18 protein-coding genes are annotated in these 17,392 nt (G+C 36.5%); 1 reads left to right on the forward strand and 17 read right to left on the reverse strand.

Features of this window, described 5'->3' with window-relative positions:
* Window position 1: 1 nt before the first annotated feature.
* From JOJ89_RS10690 to JOJ89_RS10755, 14 genes are all read right to left on the reverse strand, one after another.
* The gene (locus JOJ89_RS10690) at window positions 2-1,162 is read right to left on the reverse strand and encodes a glycosyltransferase (RefSeq protein ID WP_203287280.1); all 1,161 of its coding nucleotides are present in this window, start codon (window positions 1,160-1,162) and stop codon (window positions 2-4) included.
* A gap of 15 nt (window positions 1,163-1,177) precedes the next feature.
* Window positions 1,178-2,203 carry a glycosyltransferase family 2 protein gene (locus tag JOJ89_RS10695; RefSeq protein ID WP_242524592.1) on the reverse strand — a complete coding sequence of 342 codons (1,026 nt, stop codon included), beginning with the start codon at window positions 2,201-2,203 and terminating at the stop codon, window positions 1,178-1,180.
* Between the two features lie 7 nt (window positions 2,204-2,210).
* Window positions 2,211-3,407, reverse strand: coding sequence for a glycosyltransferase (locus JOJ89_RS10700; protein ID WP_203287282.1), 1,197 nt, complete (start codon window positions 3,405-3,407; stop codon window positions 2,211-2,213).
* A gap of 9 nt (window positions 3,408-3,416) precedes the next feature.
* Window positions 3,417-4,160 carry a glycosyltransferase family 32 protein gene (locus tag JOJ89_RS10705; RefSeq protein ID WP_203287284.1) on the reverse strand — a complete coding sequence of 248 codons (744 nt, stop codon included), beginning with the start codon at window positions 4,158-4,160 and terminating at the stop codon, window positions 3,417-3,419.
* Window positions 4,157-5,320 carry a DegT/DnrJ/EryC1/StrS family aminotransferase gene (locus tag JOJ89_RS10710; RefSeq protein WP_203287286.1) on the reverse strand — a complete coding sequence of 388 codons (1,164 nt, stop codon included), beginning with the start codon at window positions 5,318-5,320 and terminating at the stop codon, window positions 4,157-4,159. The genes JOJ89_RS10705 and JOJ89_RS10710 overlap by 4 nt, the downstream gene beginning before the upstream one ends.
* Window positions 5,321-5,339: 19 nt before the next feature.
* Window positions 5,340-5,957 (reverse strand): acetyltransferase, encoded by a 618-nt coding sequence (locus JOJ89_RS10715; RefSeq protein WP_203287288.1) that lies wholly within the window; start codon window positions 5,955-5,957, stop codon window positions 5,340-5,342.
* A gap of 5 nt (window positions 5,958-5,962) precedes the next feature.
* Entirely contained in the window at window positions 5,963-6,562 is a 600-nt protein-coding gene (locus tag JOJ89_RS10720; protein ID WP_203287290.1) for a sugar transferase, read from the reverse strand.
* A 100-nt stretch (window positions 6,563-6,662) separates the two neighbouring features.
* Window positions 6,663-7,733 carry an EpsG family protein gene (locus JOJ89_RS10725; protein ID WP_203287292.1) on the reverse strand — a complete coding sequence of 357 codons (1,071 nt, stop codon included), beginning with the start codon at window positions 7,731-7,733 and terminating at the stop codon, window positions 6,663-6,665.
* Between the two features lie 28 nt (window positions 7,734-7,761).
* Window positions 7,762-8,652, reverse strand: a complete 891-nt coding sequence (locus JOJ89_RS10730) for a glycosyltransferase family 2 protein (RefSeq protein WP_203287295.1) — start codon at window positions 8,650-8,652, stop codon at window positions 7,762-7,764.
* 5 nt (window positions 8,653-8,657) lie between these two features.
* Window positions 8,658-9,767 (reverse strand): glycosyltransferase family 1 protein, encoded by a 1,110-nt coding sequence (locus tag JOJ89_RS10735; protein WP_203287297.1) that lies wholly within the window; start codon window positions 9,765-9,767, stop codon window positions 8,658-8,660.
* Window positions 9,752-10,906, reverse strand: a complete 1,155-nt coding sequence (locus JOJ89_RS10740; protein WP_203287299.1) for a glycosyltransferase family 4 protein — start codon at window positions 10,904-10,906, stop codon at window positions 9,752-9,754. Before JOJ89_RS10740 ends, JOJ89_RS10735 begins: the two co-directional genes overlap by 16 nt.
* Window positions 10,907-10,967: 61 nt before the next feature.
* Window positions 10,968-12,794 carry a nucleoside-diphosphate sugar epimerase/dehydratase gene (locus tag JOJ89_RS10745; protein ID WP_203287301.1) on the reverse strand — a complete coding sequence of 609 codons (1,827 nt, stop codon included), beginning with the start codon at window positions 12,792-12,794 and terminating at the stop codon, window positions 10,968-10,970.
* Between the two features lie 387 nt (window positions 12,795-13,181).
* Window positions 13,182-13,850, reverse strand: a complete 669-nt coding sequence (locus JOJ89_RS10750; RefSeq protein ID WP_081414089.1) for a CpsD/CapB family tyrosine-protein kinase — start codon at window positions 13,848-13,850, stop codon at window positions 13,182-13,184.
* Window positions 13,822-14,562, reverse strand: a complete 741-nt coding sequence (locus JOJ89_RS10755) for a YveK family protein (RefSeq protein WP_051827136.1) — start codon at window positions 14,560-14,562, stop codon at window positions 13,822-13,824. Before JOJ89_RS10755 ends, JOJ89_RS10750 begins: the two co-directional genes overlap by 29 nt.
* Window positions 14,563-14,947: 385 nt before the next feature.
* Between JOJ89_RS10755 and JOJ89_RS10760 the strand changes: the two genes are divergently transcribed.
* On the forward strand, window positions 14,948-15,316 hold the full coding sequence (locus JOJ89_RS10760; protein WP_029280892.1) for a helix-turn-helix domain-containing protein: 369 nt from the start codon (window positions 14,948-14,950) through the stop codon (window positions 15,314-15,316).
* Between the two features lie 39 nt (window positions 15,317-15,355).
* Here the strand turns inward: JOJ89_RS10760 and JOJ89_RS10765 are convergent, their stop codons facing one another.
* Genes JOJ89_RS10765 through JOJ89_RS10775 form a run of 3 tightly spaced genes read right to left on the reverse strand, consistent with a single transcriptional unit; the run spans window position 15,356 to window position 17,389 of the window.
* The gene (locus JOJ89_RS10765; protein WP_029280891.1) at window positions 15,356-15,754 is read right to left on the reverse strand and encodes a MaoC/PaaZ C-terminal domain-containing protein; all 399 of its coding nucleotides are present in this window, start codon (window positions 15,752-15,754) and stop codon (window positions 15,356-15,358) included.
* Window positions 15,751-16,200: an FAS1-like dehydratase domain-containing protein gene (locus JOJ89_RS10770; RefSeq protein ID WP_203287303.1), complete on the reverse strand. Its 450-nt coding sequence runs from the start codon at window positions 16,198-16,200 to the stop codon at window positions 15,751-15,753. The genes JOJ89_RS10765 and JOJ89_RS10770 overlap by 4 nt, the downstream gene beginning before the upstream one ends.
* Window positions 16,201-16,213: 13 nt before the next feature.
* Window positions 16,214-17,389, reverse strand: coding sequence for an acyl-CoA dehydrogenase family protein (locus JOJ89_RS10775; RefSeq protein ID WP_029280889.1), 1,176 nt, complete (start codon window positions 17,387-17,389; stop codon window positions 16,214-16,216).
* Window positions 17,390-17,392 lie beyond the last annotated feature (3 nt).

Raw genomic sequence — 17,392 nt, forward strand, 5'->3', positions numbered from 1 at the left:
TTCAATTTTCTAATAAGGAATAAAATTTATTCAATTCAGATACTGAACTATATACTGCAGTTGATTCTAGTTGGTTAAGAATCTTCATTTTAAAGTTATTATCATTTAAAAATTTTGTTATACCATCGTAAATGCTCTTAACATCATGCTCAACTATAAGACCATCCTGCCCACTATTAATAATTTCACTAGCTGTAGAAAAATTTGTGCATATAATAGGTTTTTTTAGAATTTTTGCCTCACATACGGTAAGACCAAAACCTTCTTTTAATGATGGTTGGATATATAGATCACACATGTTCATGTATATATAGGGATTTAATCTTTTTCCTAATAAAAAAAAATGATTCTCTAAGTGGTTAGAAACAATCATTTTTTGAAGTTTCATTCTTTCTGGCCCATCACCGATTACGAACCATTTAAACTTAATTCCATTTTCTTTTAATTTTTTTGCCACTTGAATTGCCTTAGTATAACCTTTTGCTTCCACCAGTCTTCCAACAGTTAAAATATTTGTTTTGTCATATTCATATTCTTCAGCAGTACCCTCATTAGCCATTTTATTTATTAGGACAGGATCCACTATGTCAAAAATAATATCAATCTTATGTTGGTACTCTTTTCTTAAATTAGAAACAGAAGTTTTAATATGATCAGATACAGCTACTATCTTGTCAATTTTAGAGTAGGAATGAAAATCAAATTCTTTATCATAAAGTGTATTAGTATAATCAGTGTTAATCCATGCGATCTTTCGGGCAGCATTAACTTTATTTGCTACAATGTATGTAGGCATGCCTTGACTATAGGCGATTGCAAGATCATACGTTTTTTTCAGAGGCTGTATCAAATTCTGTATACTTTTATATACAATCTGTTCAGTGTGCAGTGGATTGGTTCTATATTCATTTGTTCTCAGAAGTATAGAAGTCTTTATTCGAGAAAATTTATATTTTAAGTTATGGGTATTTTTAAAGTATTCAGGCTCTGGCAACAAAGTTATATGTTCTGGAACGAATCTTTCTAAGTCTCCACCTCTTTTGATCTGTAGTAAATCAATAGAATAATTTTCCGCGTTAATTGTTTTAAGTAGAGACACTAAACTTTTTTCTGCTCCTCCAATAGTTAGTGAATCTATTACAAATAGAATTGTTTTTTTCACAGCTTTCACATGCCTTTATAAAATTAATTTCTTTTTTACGTTTTTTAAAGCATTAATACAATGTGTATAAATAATACTTAATCCAATTTTATTGTTTCTAATAAAGAACAGTAAAGGTTTATTAATGTGTGTTTTACAATAAAAATGCCTTATATGATTTTTTATATATGGTATTGCGAGGATTTTACTTATATTTTGTTTCGCTTGTTGAAATCCAGTTCGTTCCATATGAATACATTCAGATTCGATAACACTAATTATAAATTCTATAAGACGTCTGTTAATGATTTGCTCTTTTTTCCATTTATCCAATTGGACCGTCTTAAAAATTACTTCTAAATGTTTACAAACAGCTATATAATTATCTGCATATTCTAGGGAAATATTTGAACTGATGCTGCCTGGATTCATTCTATTATAATTATAAGGAAACTTTTTGATTGCACCAAACTTCTTACAGTTAATCACATATTGAAGTACAAATATTAAATCCTCGGACATGAATATGCTGCTATCCATTTTTAAATTATATTTACTAATTATCTTGTTTCTGAATATTTTACTCCAAAGAACTCCTCCAGTTCCTTGACAAATTAACTCAATAACATCACTTAAATGAACTACTTTATGGTCAAATATAAAATCCGTATGGTGTGTTGTTCCGTAGATAGAATAATCTTTATAGCCACAAAATACTATGTCAGCTTCTAAAGCAACTATTTCATTAACTAATATTTCGATATAATTATTTTCGATTGTGTCATCAGAATCTATGAATACCAAAAATTCTCCCGTAGCTACATTTAAGCCATTGTTTCTAGCTGCAGATGGTCCGCTGTTATCTTGATATAGATAGATAATACGATTATCTTCTGATTGGAATTTCTTAATTTCCTCTTCACTTTTGTCAAATGATCCATCGTTGATAATAATAACTTCAATATAGGTATAAGTTTGATTTAAAATGCTTTCTAAACATTGGGAAATATATTTTTCTGAATTATAAACAGGAACTATGACACTTACTAACGGCAACATCATAGCCTCCCTATCCGTTAATAGTCTGATATAATTTTTTAATTTCTTCATCGTTGTTATAAATTATATCCTGGCAGTTACTCATTAAGTAATATCTTTCTTCCAAATTCTCATATAGATTAATTATGCAATTAGCTATTCCATATTCTGACAATTCCGTAATTAAACCATCAATTCTATTCTTCACTTGGCTTTCAGCTGTTGGATAATCCGTTATAATAACGGGCTTACCTAAAATTTGAGCTTCTCCAACCGTAACAGCTTTTCCTTCATATCTAGAAGGCTGAACATATAGATCAGCATGTTTAATATAAGGATATGGATTAGTTTGCTTTCCTAAAAGAATAAATCTATTTTCCAGTTTAAATTCTTTAATCAGTTGTCTAATTTTTAGTTCCTCTCCACCATATCCCACAACATACCATGAAATATTCTCGTATCCCTTTTCTTTAATAACATTTAAGGCCTTTACAGCAAGATCAATTCCTTTTGCATGAGAAAGCCTGGCTACAGTAACAATCTTAAAACTTTTATCACTCATAAATGAATTTTCAATTAACTCATTTGACATATTCCTGATAAATTCTGGAGAAACAATATTTTCAATTACGCTAACATTGTCATAAAATTCACTGTATTTGTGTAGAAATGCATACTTACATGCCTCAGATACAGCAATTATGTGATCGAACTTTCTCCATACTTTTGTATCCATTTTTATATGTGTATTAATTGTTGAATAATCTGTATGAATCCAGGCAATTTTCTTTTTTGCATATACTTTTTCTGCAACAAAATCATGAGGCCACAAATAGCTAATTGCTACATCATATTTTTTTTCTATTTTTGGCAGAAATGGAAGAGCAAATTTCCACATTAACTGCATTTGAATGTACCCAGGTTCCTCTATTTGTTTCACATTTGCAGATATAGCTGTAATTATCCTTGCAAGAAGTCTTGATCCTGCAACTCCAAACATTTTCTCTTTTATTATTTGACTAATGGATTTTCTGAAGGTTGCATATTCTCCGACTTCACTTAGAATATTTACATTCTTATTTATAAGCCCTAAAAAATCTCCATGATGCCTATACAGCATTAAATCAACATTGTATTTCTTGTAATCAATATGATCTAACAGAGTAATGAGACTTCTCTCTACTCCTCCAACTTCCATATCGTAGGTAGAAATTAGTATATTTTTCATTTTTATCTCCTAAACTCTTGTTACTATCTTTCTTATTCTGTATATATTGTTTCCCCCAATAAGTTTTGCTGCAAAGCGTTTTGCATTCGCTTTTATTCTCGCTTTTGGAGGAAGCCAGCTTTTATAAAAATGGTGCATCGCATAAGTATTTTCAGTTTTAAATATTCTATAATTAATATAATCAAATGGTGAAAAATAGGTTTGTGGATAAAAAACACCTAACTTTTCAATTTCCTGGTATTTCCCATTTAATTTTACCCCGCCCTTACTCAGCAATTCCGAGACTATAGCGACGTTTGTTATCTGATCTAAAGTACCATCGTCATTTTTAAAATTTTTATGCTCATATGAATCTAGAAACATCTTAATAAAAGTATCTTTCTTAGCTGCACCTATTGTACTTGTTGCAATATAGTTTTCTTGTTCAAACCCCCAAAACAATTGATGATGCAAAAATGTATCAAAGGACTTAAATACCTCAACATCTGTATCAAGGTAAATTCCTCCATATTGATATAGTGCATATACTCTTACGTAATCACTAACAAATGCATATTTTTTCAACCGATAAGCTTGTTTCGTATAGGAATTACAATTCACGTCAAAATTTTGCTCATTCCACTCAATAATTTCATATTCAGATAAGTGATTACGCCAACTATTTATGCATTTTTTTACGATTTCCGGCTTCTCTTTATTTCCAAACCAACAATAATGGATAATTTTTGGTATTTTATGCTCAATTGGTGTCATACACATTTCACCTTAGCAGCTTTTTTAATGCAATTAATTACCCTCAATTGCTCCTTCTCTGTCAAGTTAGAGCCAGATGGTAAACAAACACCTGAATTGAATAGCTTTTCTGAGATGCTATCTGATTTATAATGTGAAAAATACTTTGCACCATGAAAGAGCGGCTGAAGATGAAGTGGCTTCCAAATGGGTCTAATTTCAATGTTTTCTTCTGCCATCATATTTATTAAATCTAGTATATCTATGTTAGATTCTTCTTCAATACATAATGCCGTCAGCCATCGATTTGAAAAAGTCTGATCAAGCTCTGGCAGCAAGTAAATTCCAGGTATATCACTTAGCTCCTTAAAATATCTCTCATAAACTGATCGTCTAGAATTTACCCGTTGATTTAATACTTCTAACTGTGATATTCCTATACCAGCCAAAATGTTGCTCATACGGTAGTTAAATCCTACTGAACTGTGTTGGTAATGCAACGCCGGGTCTTTTGCTTGAGTTGCCAAAAACCTTGCTTTTTCTAAAGCTGCAAGATTGTCCGAAACTAACATTCCTCCCCCGGAAGTTGTGATAATTTTATTACCGTTAAAAGAAAAAATACCGAAATCACCAAATGATCCACTAGCATATCCCTTATATGTTGAACCTAGGGACTCCGCAGCATCTTCTATAATCGGGACATTGTATAGATTACATAACGAAATTATTTCATCCATTTTTGCAACTTGACCATATAGATTTACAACTATAACTGCTTTTGGCATTTGTCCGGTTGCTTTCGCTTCTACTAAAGCTTTTTCAAGGGCAATTGGAGACATATTCCATGTCTCCGGCTCAGAATCAATAAAGACCGGTGAAGCGTCTTGGTATAGGATAGGATTTGCACTTGCAACAAAAGTCAATGTTGAACAAAATACTATGTCACCTTTTGTTACTCCTAAAATAGAGAGAGCCAGATGTATAGCTGCTGTACCTGAACTTACAGCAACAGCCCCTCTGACTCCCACATAACTAGCTATTTCTTTTTCAAACTCGTCAACGTTTGGCCCCAAAGGAGCAATCCAATTGCTTTCAAATGCACGATTAATATATTTTAATTCGTTTCCGCTCATATGAGGAGGAGAAAGAAAAATTCTGCTGCGAGTTAATTCATGTTTCATAATTTTACACCACCACAATTTAAAATCTAGCTGGTATTCCTACTGCTGTTTTACAAGCAGGTATATCCTTTGTTACAGTTGCTCCTGCACCAACTATTGACCAATCGCCTATTTTTACATTTGGCAGAATTGTTGCACCAGCACCAATATGGACTCCTTCCCCTACATATACATTTCCAGTTAATGTACTTCTGGGAGAAGTGTGAGAAAAATTTTTGATTTGATTATCATGTTCAACAATTGCTCCGGTATTGATAATTACTTGTTCGCCGATAATTGATTCTGCATTCAAGACTGCCTGTGCCATAACCACAGTACCGGCTCCCAAAGTGGCTGATTTACTAACAGTTGCTGACGGATGAATAACTGTGGCATAGAAATCTGAAGGTAGACATAAGTTTAAAAAAACTTTTTTTCTAGTTTCATTATTGCCTATAGCAATTACAAACTTTAATTCCTTATAGATATTTATTAAATGTTTGTAATAAGATATAGGGCCGTATAATATTTTATTTTCACTGAATATATCATCGTACATATCATCCAATTGAGCTAATAATTCAAAATCATTATTGTTAAGAACCATTTCTTTAATTACTTTACTATGGCCACCATTACCAATTATTACTATATTCATTGGGTTTACTCCGTTTCTGCTGGTCTCTCAAATCGTTCAACTGTAGCAACCCCCTGCTGATTTATACCCTGTGATCTAAATACTTTATAGACTGTAATCAATAATATTTTTATATCTAGGAGAAAAGAATGATTGTCCACATACCATACGTCAAGTTTAAATTTCTCATCCCAAGATATACTGTTGCGTCCATTTATTTGTGCCCAACCCGTAATTCCAGGTTTAACTAAATGCCGTTTACTTTGTTCATCATTATATAAAGGTAAATACTCCATTAACAAAGGTCTCGGTCCCACAAGACTTAAATCACCTCTAACTACATTTATGAGTTGCGGAAGCTCATCTAAACTTGTTTTTCTAAGAAACGTACCTAATGGAGTTAGGCGACTTTGGTCATCTAATAGATCACCGGCAGCATTTCTTTCATTTGTCATGGTTCTAAATTTGTAGAATTGAAATGGATCACCATTAAGACCTGGTCTTAGCTGCTTAAAAAGAATTGGAGAACCTAATTTCACTTTCACAAAAAAAGAAATTATAAGAAAAAATGGGGAGAAAAGTATTATTAATGAAAATGAAACAGTTAAATCAAATAATCGTTTCATCCTGTTCAACCTTTCATAGAATTATTTTGTATCAAACTCGATTAAATGTAACGTATATAACTAAGAAGATAGCTACTATTCAAATCCAATCTTATACGTTTTAAAAATTTATGTAGTTACTTCTGTATATTATCCCCAAAGATAAAACATGCTCGTAGTAGAAATAGATTAAATAACATACAACTAGCATGTAATAGACAAATTTCTTATTATTTTCCTTAAATAGTGGTATTAGCCATGAAATTAAAATTATATTATATAGACTAAAGTAAATATTAAACCTCGCAAAAATCCAATTTTGAGTTGCTACAATCATAAAGATGACACTGATCAATGCAAGATTAACTATAATGTCACTTTTTGGCCACAGTCTTCTGAGTTTGTCTCGTCCAAGAAATGCAAGAATCAATGGAATGGCTTCAATTACGACCCTTATCTTGTTGGCTCCGCCTTCAGCAAAATTTTCATATCCTCCATACTGTGTGTCCTGAATAGTTTTAAAGACTAGCTCTGAGAATTCGTTAAAGCCTAAAACCAATAAGATTGTACCCGTCAATAAAATGACAGTGACCTTAGTCCAAGCCTCTCGCCTTACAATAAAATAAACAGGGATTAGTATTAATGCACTCTGATGAAAAGCACTTGCAATTAGTATGATAATCAAGTATTTCTTTAGGTCTCCATTCAGCAAATACTTCAGACCCCAAAGTATAATTGAAGCAGCCAGGAATTGCCTAATTCCATTCATTGATACTGTATATAACCCAGACGTTATAAAGACGAACAAACTTAGTTCAAACATTTTAGTATGTTTAAATAAAGAAAATACAATAAAGAAATTTGTAACAATAGCTGTAACTAAAATTAATATTTGTGGATCATTAGAGAAACTTTTAAGAACCATCTGCAAGATCCCAAAAGCAGGATCCTTATTTTCAAAAATATATTTCCATGTGAAATCATTGGTTTCATATGCATGCATATAAAAATAGGTATCACCGATTGTATTTCGCAAGCCTGATACTAGGGCCAGTACTAAGAAAATGATAAACACAAAAAACTTATTCGGATAAATAAAGGTACTAATTGAGGATCCATTTGCATGAGCTGTATATCTAGCACAAAAACCTAATAATAATACAGAAAATAACGTAATCCATAAAACAGTCAATGATAAAACCTCTTCTCATGAAAACATGTTAAACCTCAGATGATGCAGTTTTCATCAAGATATGAAAATATAATGCCATACCAAAAGGCAATGCTAACAACGTTAGGAATTTATTTGGTGATTCGTTAATGAAATGGTTATTTTTATCTAGTAAACTGCTGGATACATAATGAATACACTGCCTGAATTTGAAAGATCTTGTTGCAAATTTCAATGTCATAAGTTCTTTTCTGTAAAAAGCAAATCCCTTTGGGTTCTTCCTGTATTGTTTTAGCATGTTTCTCGAAGAACCATCTTGAAGATATTCAACACAGCATAATACTTCATTCATTAATAGCAGCTTATAATCTTCATCAAGTTTAAAATACTTGTACGCAAGGCCAACATACTTCTCACCTTGAAACAGAGGGTAAGGATATTTTTTACTTATTTCAGTTCTATAGACCAGCTTTTTATCCCCGGTTACTTTATGTTTTTGATATAAGTCAAATAGAGTAGATTGTTCTAGGTTTTTAGGAAGGATTGTTCCTATAATTTCACCGTTAGTATTCGAATCTAAGCCGATAATTCCGCTGACTTCTTCTGAACGATGGATTGACCAGAAATTAACGATTTTTTCTACCGCATCACAGGGCATATAATCATCAGAATCTATACAGACATTTAATTCAGTTTTTATGTTAAGGTATGCCGTGTTATGAGCACCGTGCATCCCTTGATTAGACTGCTGGATATATTGGATTTCAATCTCATTCTCTTTGATCCAGTCTTTTACTAGTTGAGGTGTGTAATCAGTTGATCCATCGTCAATGATTAGCCAAATAAAATCCTTACAAGTCTGTTCTTTCAAACTTCTATAACATTGCTGCAGGCAATAAGCCCGATTATAAGTGGGAGTAAAAACTGTCAATATTTTCATTTATTTCACCTCGACAGCCCTAAGTAGTATTCTTTAGTCCATTCTGAAGTTTGATGAATATTGTAGCCTTCATCAGTTAATTTCCCAGCGGTAATAGTACGCTTCATTTGATTTACATTTAATTTAAATAGTTCTTCAAACCAATTATCCATTTTTGTGTTAGATACAAATTTAATAAGATTAAGCCCCATATCCACCTCTTTAGTTATACTGTCTGATATGACGCAAGGTAGTCCAGAAGCTTGAGCTTCTATTAATGTAACTGGCAGTCCTTCATGTAATGAGGGAAAAACAAACACATCGAAAGCTTGCAGCAGATGTTCAACGTCACTTCTTACTCCTAAAAAGATTACTCTGTCCTCGATTTTCAATCTTTTCGTTTTATTAATTATTATTGATTTAAGCGGCCCATCACCTACTAATACAAGTGTAGATTTAGGATTTTCTTTTAAGAAATTATGAAAAATATCTATCAATAAGGTGTGGTTTTTTTGGTGATTAAATCTGCCAATATGCCCTATGGTGATGTTGTCAGGATCAAGGTTCAATTCCCTTCGAATGTTTGCTCGTTTACTTTCTGAAAATGCAAATTTTGAAAGGTCTATTCCGTTTTTAACTACATCTATTGAGGTATGTTGTTTTTTAAAAAGCCACTTTCCTGCTGCATGTGAGCACGCTAAGAAATGTGTAGATGATCGGTTTATTTGATAACCTGCATAACTTTTATATACTCGTGCAGCAAAACCGCCCTCACTCTGCGTGTTATGACTATGAGCAATTCTAGTTGGTATTCCAGCCTTCTTTGCAGCCTGTAAGACAAAACCGCTCATTTTATCCATATGGGAATGGACAATCTTATACTGTTTATTCTCATAGAAAAACTGATTGAGGTGTCGGATATACTTTTTATGTCCAACATCCGTTACATATGGAATTCTGTGAATGACTCCTCCCATTTTCTTGATTTCTTCGTCAAAAACTCCAGGCTTGTTTGTTAGAAAATCGAACTGAATTTTTCCCCGGTCCATGTTTCTGTACAAATTCATAATCAATGTTTCTGCACCGCCGCGATTCATATTGACGACTGCATGCAATACTCTTATAGGATTGCCCATTTTAAGGCCTCCGTTTCTCCCATTTGCTCCATGTAGATTTTACTTTTTTGGCTGAGTACTCGATTGATACTGAATTCAGACTCTATAATTTTTCTTCCATTAGCTCCTAAATACGTACTAATTTTATTATCAGATGAGATTTGATTGATCCGTTCAGAAAGTGCTTCAGAGTTATTTGCTGCAACAATCCAGCCATTCACCCCATCCCCCACAAGCTCACGATGCCCCCTGTTGTCAGTCGCGACTATTGGGAGGGCGCATGCCATAGCCTCCATAATGTTGACAGGAAGTCCTTCACGTAAACTGGAAGCGACGGCCAAGTCGCACATGGGAAGAATGTCTGCGATGTCTTTTCTGAATCCAAGGAAATGGACCGTATCTTTCATTCCATTTGCTTCAGCAAACCGTTTACATTCAGCTAGAAGAGTTCCCTCTCCTGCCAGCAGCAATTTAGCGTTCGGTACTTTGTTTTTTAGGTGACACATCGCCTGAAGGAGAAGTTTTTGATTTTTGTTTTTATTGAATTCTGCTGCGTAGAACATAAGAAAGTCATCTTTTTGATAGCCGTAAAATTTTCTTCTCTGTTCTTTCTCCTCATTAGAAATGGGACAAAATTTTTCAGTATCGACTCCTACTCCATGTATGTGTTCAATAGATCTTGCTTTGAATCGGTGCTTTAAAGCGAGATGATAGTCCTCATTGTTAATTGTAAGCAGGCAGTCAGTATAAGAAGAAAGCCATTTTTCAACGGGATAATATGTTAGCCAGTTTTGAAAAGGGGCTCCTTTGCAGAAATGAAAACCATGTGCTGTGTAAAGGACTTTCGTGCCTTTTTTGCGTGCATCCCGTGCTGCAAGTCTTGTGAGAACCCCTCCAACAGGAGTATGGCAATGGATAATGCAGTAATGATTGTGATCAATAATCTTTCTCAGCTGCCTGTATGCATCCGTGTTTCTTCTATTAAATGGTGATCTTTTGATGGGCAAATTGAATTTAAAGTCAGTATAAGGCAGATCAATGGTTCCTTGAGCAGCTACATGAACTTCCCAGCCATTTTCCTGAAACCATTTAAGTACTGGAAGATGAAAACTTTTGAAATGGTAATCCACTGTTGCTGTAAATAGTATTTTCGGCTTCATTTTTTTCATCACCTGCTCAAAACAAAAAACCCGCTGGAGGCGAGTTTTATGCTGATTTTAGTTAACTTGAAATCGACAGAAGTTCTTCCGTTTTAACACGCTGATTGGCAAGGTCTAAAAGCCGCATTCGCAGTTCATCTTTCTGCATTTCAGAAAATGAGCTGATGATATCGTGAATTTCTTCGATATAAAGTGTGGCTGTTTTTCCTACATAAATTTTTGGATACACTTGCTTATCGTGAACTTCATCTTCTTTTAAGAGCTCCTCAAAAAGTTTTTCTCCCGGCCTCATTCCCGTTACCTCAATATCTATGTCGTCCAGCGTATGACCTGACATTTTGATTAAGTTTTTAGCGAGATCAATAATTTTGACTGGCTCTCCCATATCGAGAACAAATATTTCTCCGCCTTCTGCCAGCGCACCTGCTTGAAGAACCAGCCTTGAAGCTTCAGGGATTGTCATAAAGTAACGGACCATGTCAGGGTGAGTGATCGTTACAGGACCGCCTTTTTCAATCTGTTTTTTGAATAGGGGAATAACACTTCCTCTGCTTCCCAGGACATTGCCGAACCTGACTGCTACAAATTTCGTCTTGCTGATTGTGTCAAAGTGCTGTACCAGCATTTCTGCCAATTTTTTTGTAGCTCCCATTACACTCGTAGGATTAACTGCTTTATCAGTTGAGACCATGACGAAAGTGTCAACGTTTGCCCATCTGGCTGCACTGGCCGCATTTCTTGTTCCAATAACGTTATTTTTAACTGCTTCCTCCGGATTACGTTCCATAAGAGGAACATGCTTATGTGCGGCGGCATGGTACACAATGTTAGGTTTGTGAAAATCCATTATCTCGAACATTTTCTTCTCATCCTGCAGATCCGCAATTTCAGTAACAATCTTGATTCCGTTTGCGTCTGCATCACCTTTTAATTCCATCTCGATTGAGTAAATCGAGTTTTCTCCATGTCCTAAGAGAATAAGTTTCTCTGGCTGAAAAGGTATAATCTGTCTGCAGATTTCAGATCCGATTGATCCGCCGGCTCCTGTCACCAATACGGATTTTCCTGTAACATTATCAGATATACTTTTAAGATCAAGTTCCACCGGCTTTCTTCCTAAAAGGTCTTCCACTCTCACTTCCCGAATCTGATTCACAGACACTTTTCCTGAAATTAAATCTTCAAGCATTGGGATAATTTGTGTTTTAGCCGATGTTTTTAAACATTCATTAAATATATTCCTTAGACCCTTTTTACTTAGAGAAGGAATGGCAATGATGATGTTTTCAGCTTGAAGTTCCCTGACCTTTTGTTCAATGGACTTTACGTTGCCCACAACAGGTATGCCAAGGATGTCAAGCTTGTGCTTTGCAGCATTGTCATCTATAAATGCTACCGGACAAAGGTCTGTATCCGCACTTTTCAAAAGCTGTCTTGCTACCATTGTACCAGCAGATCCTGCTCCTATAATGATTGTCCGATTCTTGGTGATTGGTTTAGATATGTATGTATCACGAAGCATTCGCCATAAAAATCTCGATCCGCCTATAAGAAGCATGTGTATCATCCATGTTACAGCAAGCAGTCTGAAATGAACTTCCATTTCAATGATCTGCTGCATGACTCCCGTTACAAGAATAGAAAACGTAATCGCCTTAAAGATGATGATCAGTTCTCCTACGCTTGCGTACTCCCAGGCTTTGTTATAGAGCTTATAAATAAATGAAAAAAAATGATGACTGATTAATAAGGTTAGTGAGCTTATAACAAGCGGGACTGTAAGGACATGTATATCTGCTTCTAAGAGAAATCGGCTGAAAAAAATCGCAGACAAAACAATGATTGAATCAATGAAAACCAAGAGCGATACTCTCTTATGGTAGGTCATTTAACGTGCCTCCTGCCGATTTCTTTTTTCTGAGCAAGCGTCCTTGTTCTACTGCTGATAGATGAATTTAATAATTTCTGGATTTGCTTCAGCTGTTCAAGGCTTGCGTCCTGGCGGATGTATCTGATTGCTTTCTTAATTGACTTTGGAAAGTGCTCATCCGATTGCAAAATAAAATCTCCTTTCTTTATATAAATTTAAACGGATCGCTATCTTTATAACGAACCGTTTAAATTTATATAATTGGGCATTTAACCCCTCCTCACACCACACCAGCGACGACTTGCGTCTAAGGTTTCTACACCCACAGCATGACCGAGTGCCTCCATTGATAACGGCAAGGAGACATCGCCTTATTCTTAATAAAGAACATATTATGCAAAAAAATTACTTGAACTCATTTAGGACGATTCCAAGAAGAGACGCTCTTGCTGCTGTCAGGATTTTGTTAGCCTCTAAGGCTTTTTCTTTGTCTGTTTTTCCATTATTTACAACAAGCACAACGCCATCACATTCGTTAGCGAGGATCTTCGTATCTACTGCATTTAGTACAGGCGGACAGTCAAAAAGGATATAATCATACTGTTTTTGCATGTTCGACATTAAATCTCTCATCGCCTGTGATGCAATTAGTTCTGAAGGATTATGCGGAATTGATCCGCTCGTTAAAACGGCAAGTCTGCCGATTTCTGTCTGATGAACTGCTTCACTTAAAACGGCATTTCCAATTAATACATTTGTCAGACCGATGTTGTTCTCTAATTTAAACGAATCATGAATAGAAGGCTTTCTTAAATCACCGTCGATCAGCAGTACTTTCTCACCCTGCAGAGCCAGGGACACAGCCAGATTGGCTACGGTAGTCGTTTTCCCCTCGCCATATCCCGGAGAGGTGATAAGCAAAGACCTGTAGGACTGTTCAATAGAGGCAAACTGCAGATTGGTTATAATTGTCCTGTATTGATCAGAGAGAATGCTGTTTGGATTTAAATAGGTGATCAGACTTTTTTTCCTTTGCGGGACGTTGTTAAAAAGATTTCGAACCAAAGGTTTCACTCCTTACATGCTGCTTCTTCTTGAAAGTTCCTTTTGTTGTATTCCGTTTAGTCATTCTTGAAACAGTCCCTAGAATCGGTGCATCAAAGATCTCTTCAACGTCTCTCTTGCTGCGGATGCTGTCATCTAATGAATCAAGAAGAAAAACAAGTCCAATGCCAATGATGATTCCTGCAATTGCTCCCATCATGACATAGCGGGAATGATTTTCATTGATTGGATAATAATTTGGTTTGGCTTCTGCCATGACTTTCATTCCGTCGATGACTAGAAAATCCGGAATTTCATCTTTGAAAGTAGCGGCTGTTGTATTGGCAATTTCTGCAGCCAGGACTGGATCAGCATCTATCACTGAAATATTAATGACCTGTGAAGCTCCAATCGTCTCTACATTGATCTGGCCGCTCAGCGCTTCACCTGACCGGTTCAGTTTCAGCTCAGATGAGACCTTTTCGAGAACCGCAGGATCACGGATGATAACATTGAGAGTATTAAGTGTGTCTGCTGTTGTATTGACAGCAATTCTTGTTGAGGTTGCATAAAGCGGGCTAGTATAGAAGTAACTGTAAAATGCACCGAGGAATGTCGTCAGCACTGTAATAACGGCGATGATCCAAAACCTTCTTTTTATGATTGTGAAAATTTCCTTTAAATCGATTTCCTTTTCTTTGCCTGCTATAAGAGGTTCGTCGTGGAAATTGGGATTTTTCATATGCTCCACCTTTCAGTTTGTGCAGTTCTACATTAAGAACAGTTTATGTACTTAACCGTTTTCCATATTCTATGATTCTCATCATAGTTCTTTATAAAGAACGTGTCAAGCGAATAGTACAATATTATTATGAATTTTTCGTAAATATTAATCAATCATTCAGATTGTCTTTTTTATGCTTTAAATTTACTATAAGTGATTAGCCCTATTCATGAAAACTAGGAAAATATCCATATTTCGCTAAAAAGAACAAAAAACGCTTGATTTCTAACCTGTTCTCATTTTATCATAGAAATAAGATATTTTATAAAGAACAAACAGTTCCTTATAATGAAACAGTCTGTGCTACTATACTATCAGGATGATCTGATTAAGGAGACAGGAAATGGTTGGTGATCAAATAAGAGAATTGAGACTCGAAAAAGGATATTCTATTAGTGAATTAGCTGATCTTGCAGGGGTCTCAAAGTCGTATTTAAGTTATATCGAACGGAATATTCAAAAAAACCCCTCTCTACAGTTCTTAAAAAAGATTGCTTTTACTCTCGAAGTAGACCTTGATACCCTGATTGATGAGAAAGATCAGGAGACAATTCCAATTGATGATGAGTGGAAAGAGCTTCTCGGGCAAGCCATTGCAGAAGGCTTAAGCAAAGAACAATTCAAGGATTTCCAGGAGTATGTGAAATTCCAAAAATGGAAGCATGGAAAGAAACAGATAATTGAGTTTATGGATGACAATAAACCACAATAAGAAAGGCCTCTTATCTAAACCTGATAAGAGGCCTTCTATTTACATTCGTTTCATCCTCACCTTCCCGCTAACAACTTCCTCCCCTTTCTCATTCCTCGCACTTACTAAAAATGAAGAAGTATCTCCATTCATTTCTTCTGCAGCTGCTTCCAGTGTAAGCACATCGCCTAAAAAAACCATTCCTTTAAAACGGACAGAATAGTCCCTGATGAACCATTCGTCTAAATAAGGAGAGAACAGCTTCCCGAGGCTGCCCATTGTCCACATACCGTGAGCGATAACCCCCGGGAGTCCTGCTTTTTCTGCCTCTTCGTCTATGGTGTGAATGGGATTGTAGTCACCCGAGGAGCCGGCATATTTTATGAGAGTGAGTCTGTCGACGGGAGGAAGTGTGATGCTTCCTAGTTTTGTGCCCGACCGGAGATCAGCGATTGTCATACGGTTATCCCCTTTCTTGCGGCTTCCGTCATGATGACAGACTGCGTCATTGTGAAGATGACTTCTCCTTTTTCCGTTTCTCCCATTCTTTCAATTGTAAGGATGACCATGCTTCCGCCACTGCCAGTCCGTTCTTTACAGTTTGATAGTCTGGAAGAGCACCAGATTATTTCGCCTGCGTAAAGAGGGCGCTCGTAGTGGAAGGTCTGTTCGCCGTGGATTAAACCTTTGGACGGCAAGTTCAGGCCTCCTATTGTGCCGTAGTTCAGAGTGACGGGAAAGGTTACCGGTGCGATATTCCGTTTGAAAGCTGACGTTTCACCTGCATCTGTGTCAGTATATAGCGGATTGTCATCGCCGATTGCGAGGGCAAATCTGCGTATGGCTCCCGGTTCAACCGTGTTTTCCACTTTTTCGGAAGCGCTTCCAATTAAGTGTTTATACATTTGACCGTCTCCCTTAAATGAATTGTCCGATTTTTACGTTTCCTTTGATCAGGTTCCTTGAGAGGATCAGGCGCTGGATTTCATCTGTTCCGTCATAGATTCTCCACAGACGGGCTTCACGGTACCAGCGTTCGATCGGCAGTTCCCGTGTGTAGCCCATTCCTCCGTGGATCTGAAGGACGCGGTCAACTACTCTGTTGCCCATGTTGGAGCCGTAAAGTTTTGCCATGGATGCAAGATGCCTGTTGTCTTCTCCCTGGTCCAGTGTGAACGCGGCATTGAGCACGAGCCATTTCGCTGCTTCGATTTCAGTTGCAGAGTCTGCGATTTGCCACTGGATAGCCTGGCGGTCTGCGATTGGTCGTCCAAAGGTTTCGCGCTCTTTTGAATAATCGATGGCCATTTGCAAGAGACGTTCTGCTGCGCCCACTGCCGTTGCGCCTACGATCCATCTTGCAAATCCTATCCATTCGAGGCCGAGCTTATAGCCCCCATGAAGCTCTCCCAGAATGTTTTCTTCCGGAACACGCACGTTGTCAAAGATCAGGGCTGCAGGGCCCCATTCGCCCATTGTGTGAATGTATTCAGACTTCCACCCCATATCTCTGTCAACTATAAAGCAGGTCACCCCGTCACGGCCTGTTGCACGGTGTTTTTCTTTGTCGGTAATCGCAATGACCATAACGAAATCTGCTTCATTTCCACCTGTGATGAACGTTTTCTCGCCGTTCAACACCCATTCGTTTCCGTCTTTGACAGCGGTCATGCGGATATTGCGGGTGTCAGAGCCTGCTGCAGGCTCGGTCATTGCAAAACATGATTTTTTATCGCCATTAATCGTGGGAAGCAAGTATTTCTCTTTTTGCTCCTCGTTTGCGTAGTAAAGAATATTATCGGCCGATCCTCCAAACCTGAAAGGGACGAACGTTTTTGAAACTTCCATGTGAACGATGGCAAGCATCATTTGGCCGAGGTTAACACCGCCGTACTCTTCCGGTGTGTTGATTCCCCAGAAACCTGCCTTTTTGGCTTTTTGCTGAAGTTCTTCCAGTTTCTCTTTGGATAAGCTCGGACGTCCTTCCAGTTCATTTCTGAGGACTGTATTCTCAAGAGGCATTAATTCATTCTCTACAAATTTTCTGATTGTTTTCTGAACCATTCGCTGCTCTTCTGTTAAACGCAAATGCATGCC

This window comes from Metabacillus sp. cB07 (genome assembly GCF_016839225.1).
In the GTDB taxonomy this organism is placed as follows: domain Bacteria; phylum Bacillota; class Bacilli; order Bacillales; family Bacillaceae; genus Bacillus_P; species Bacillus_P indicus.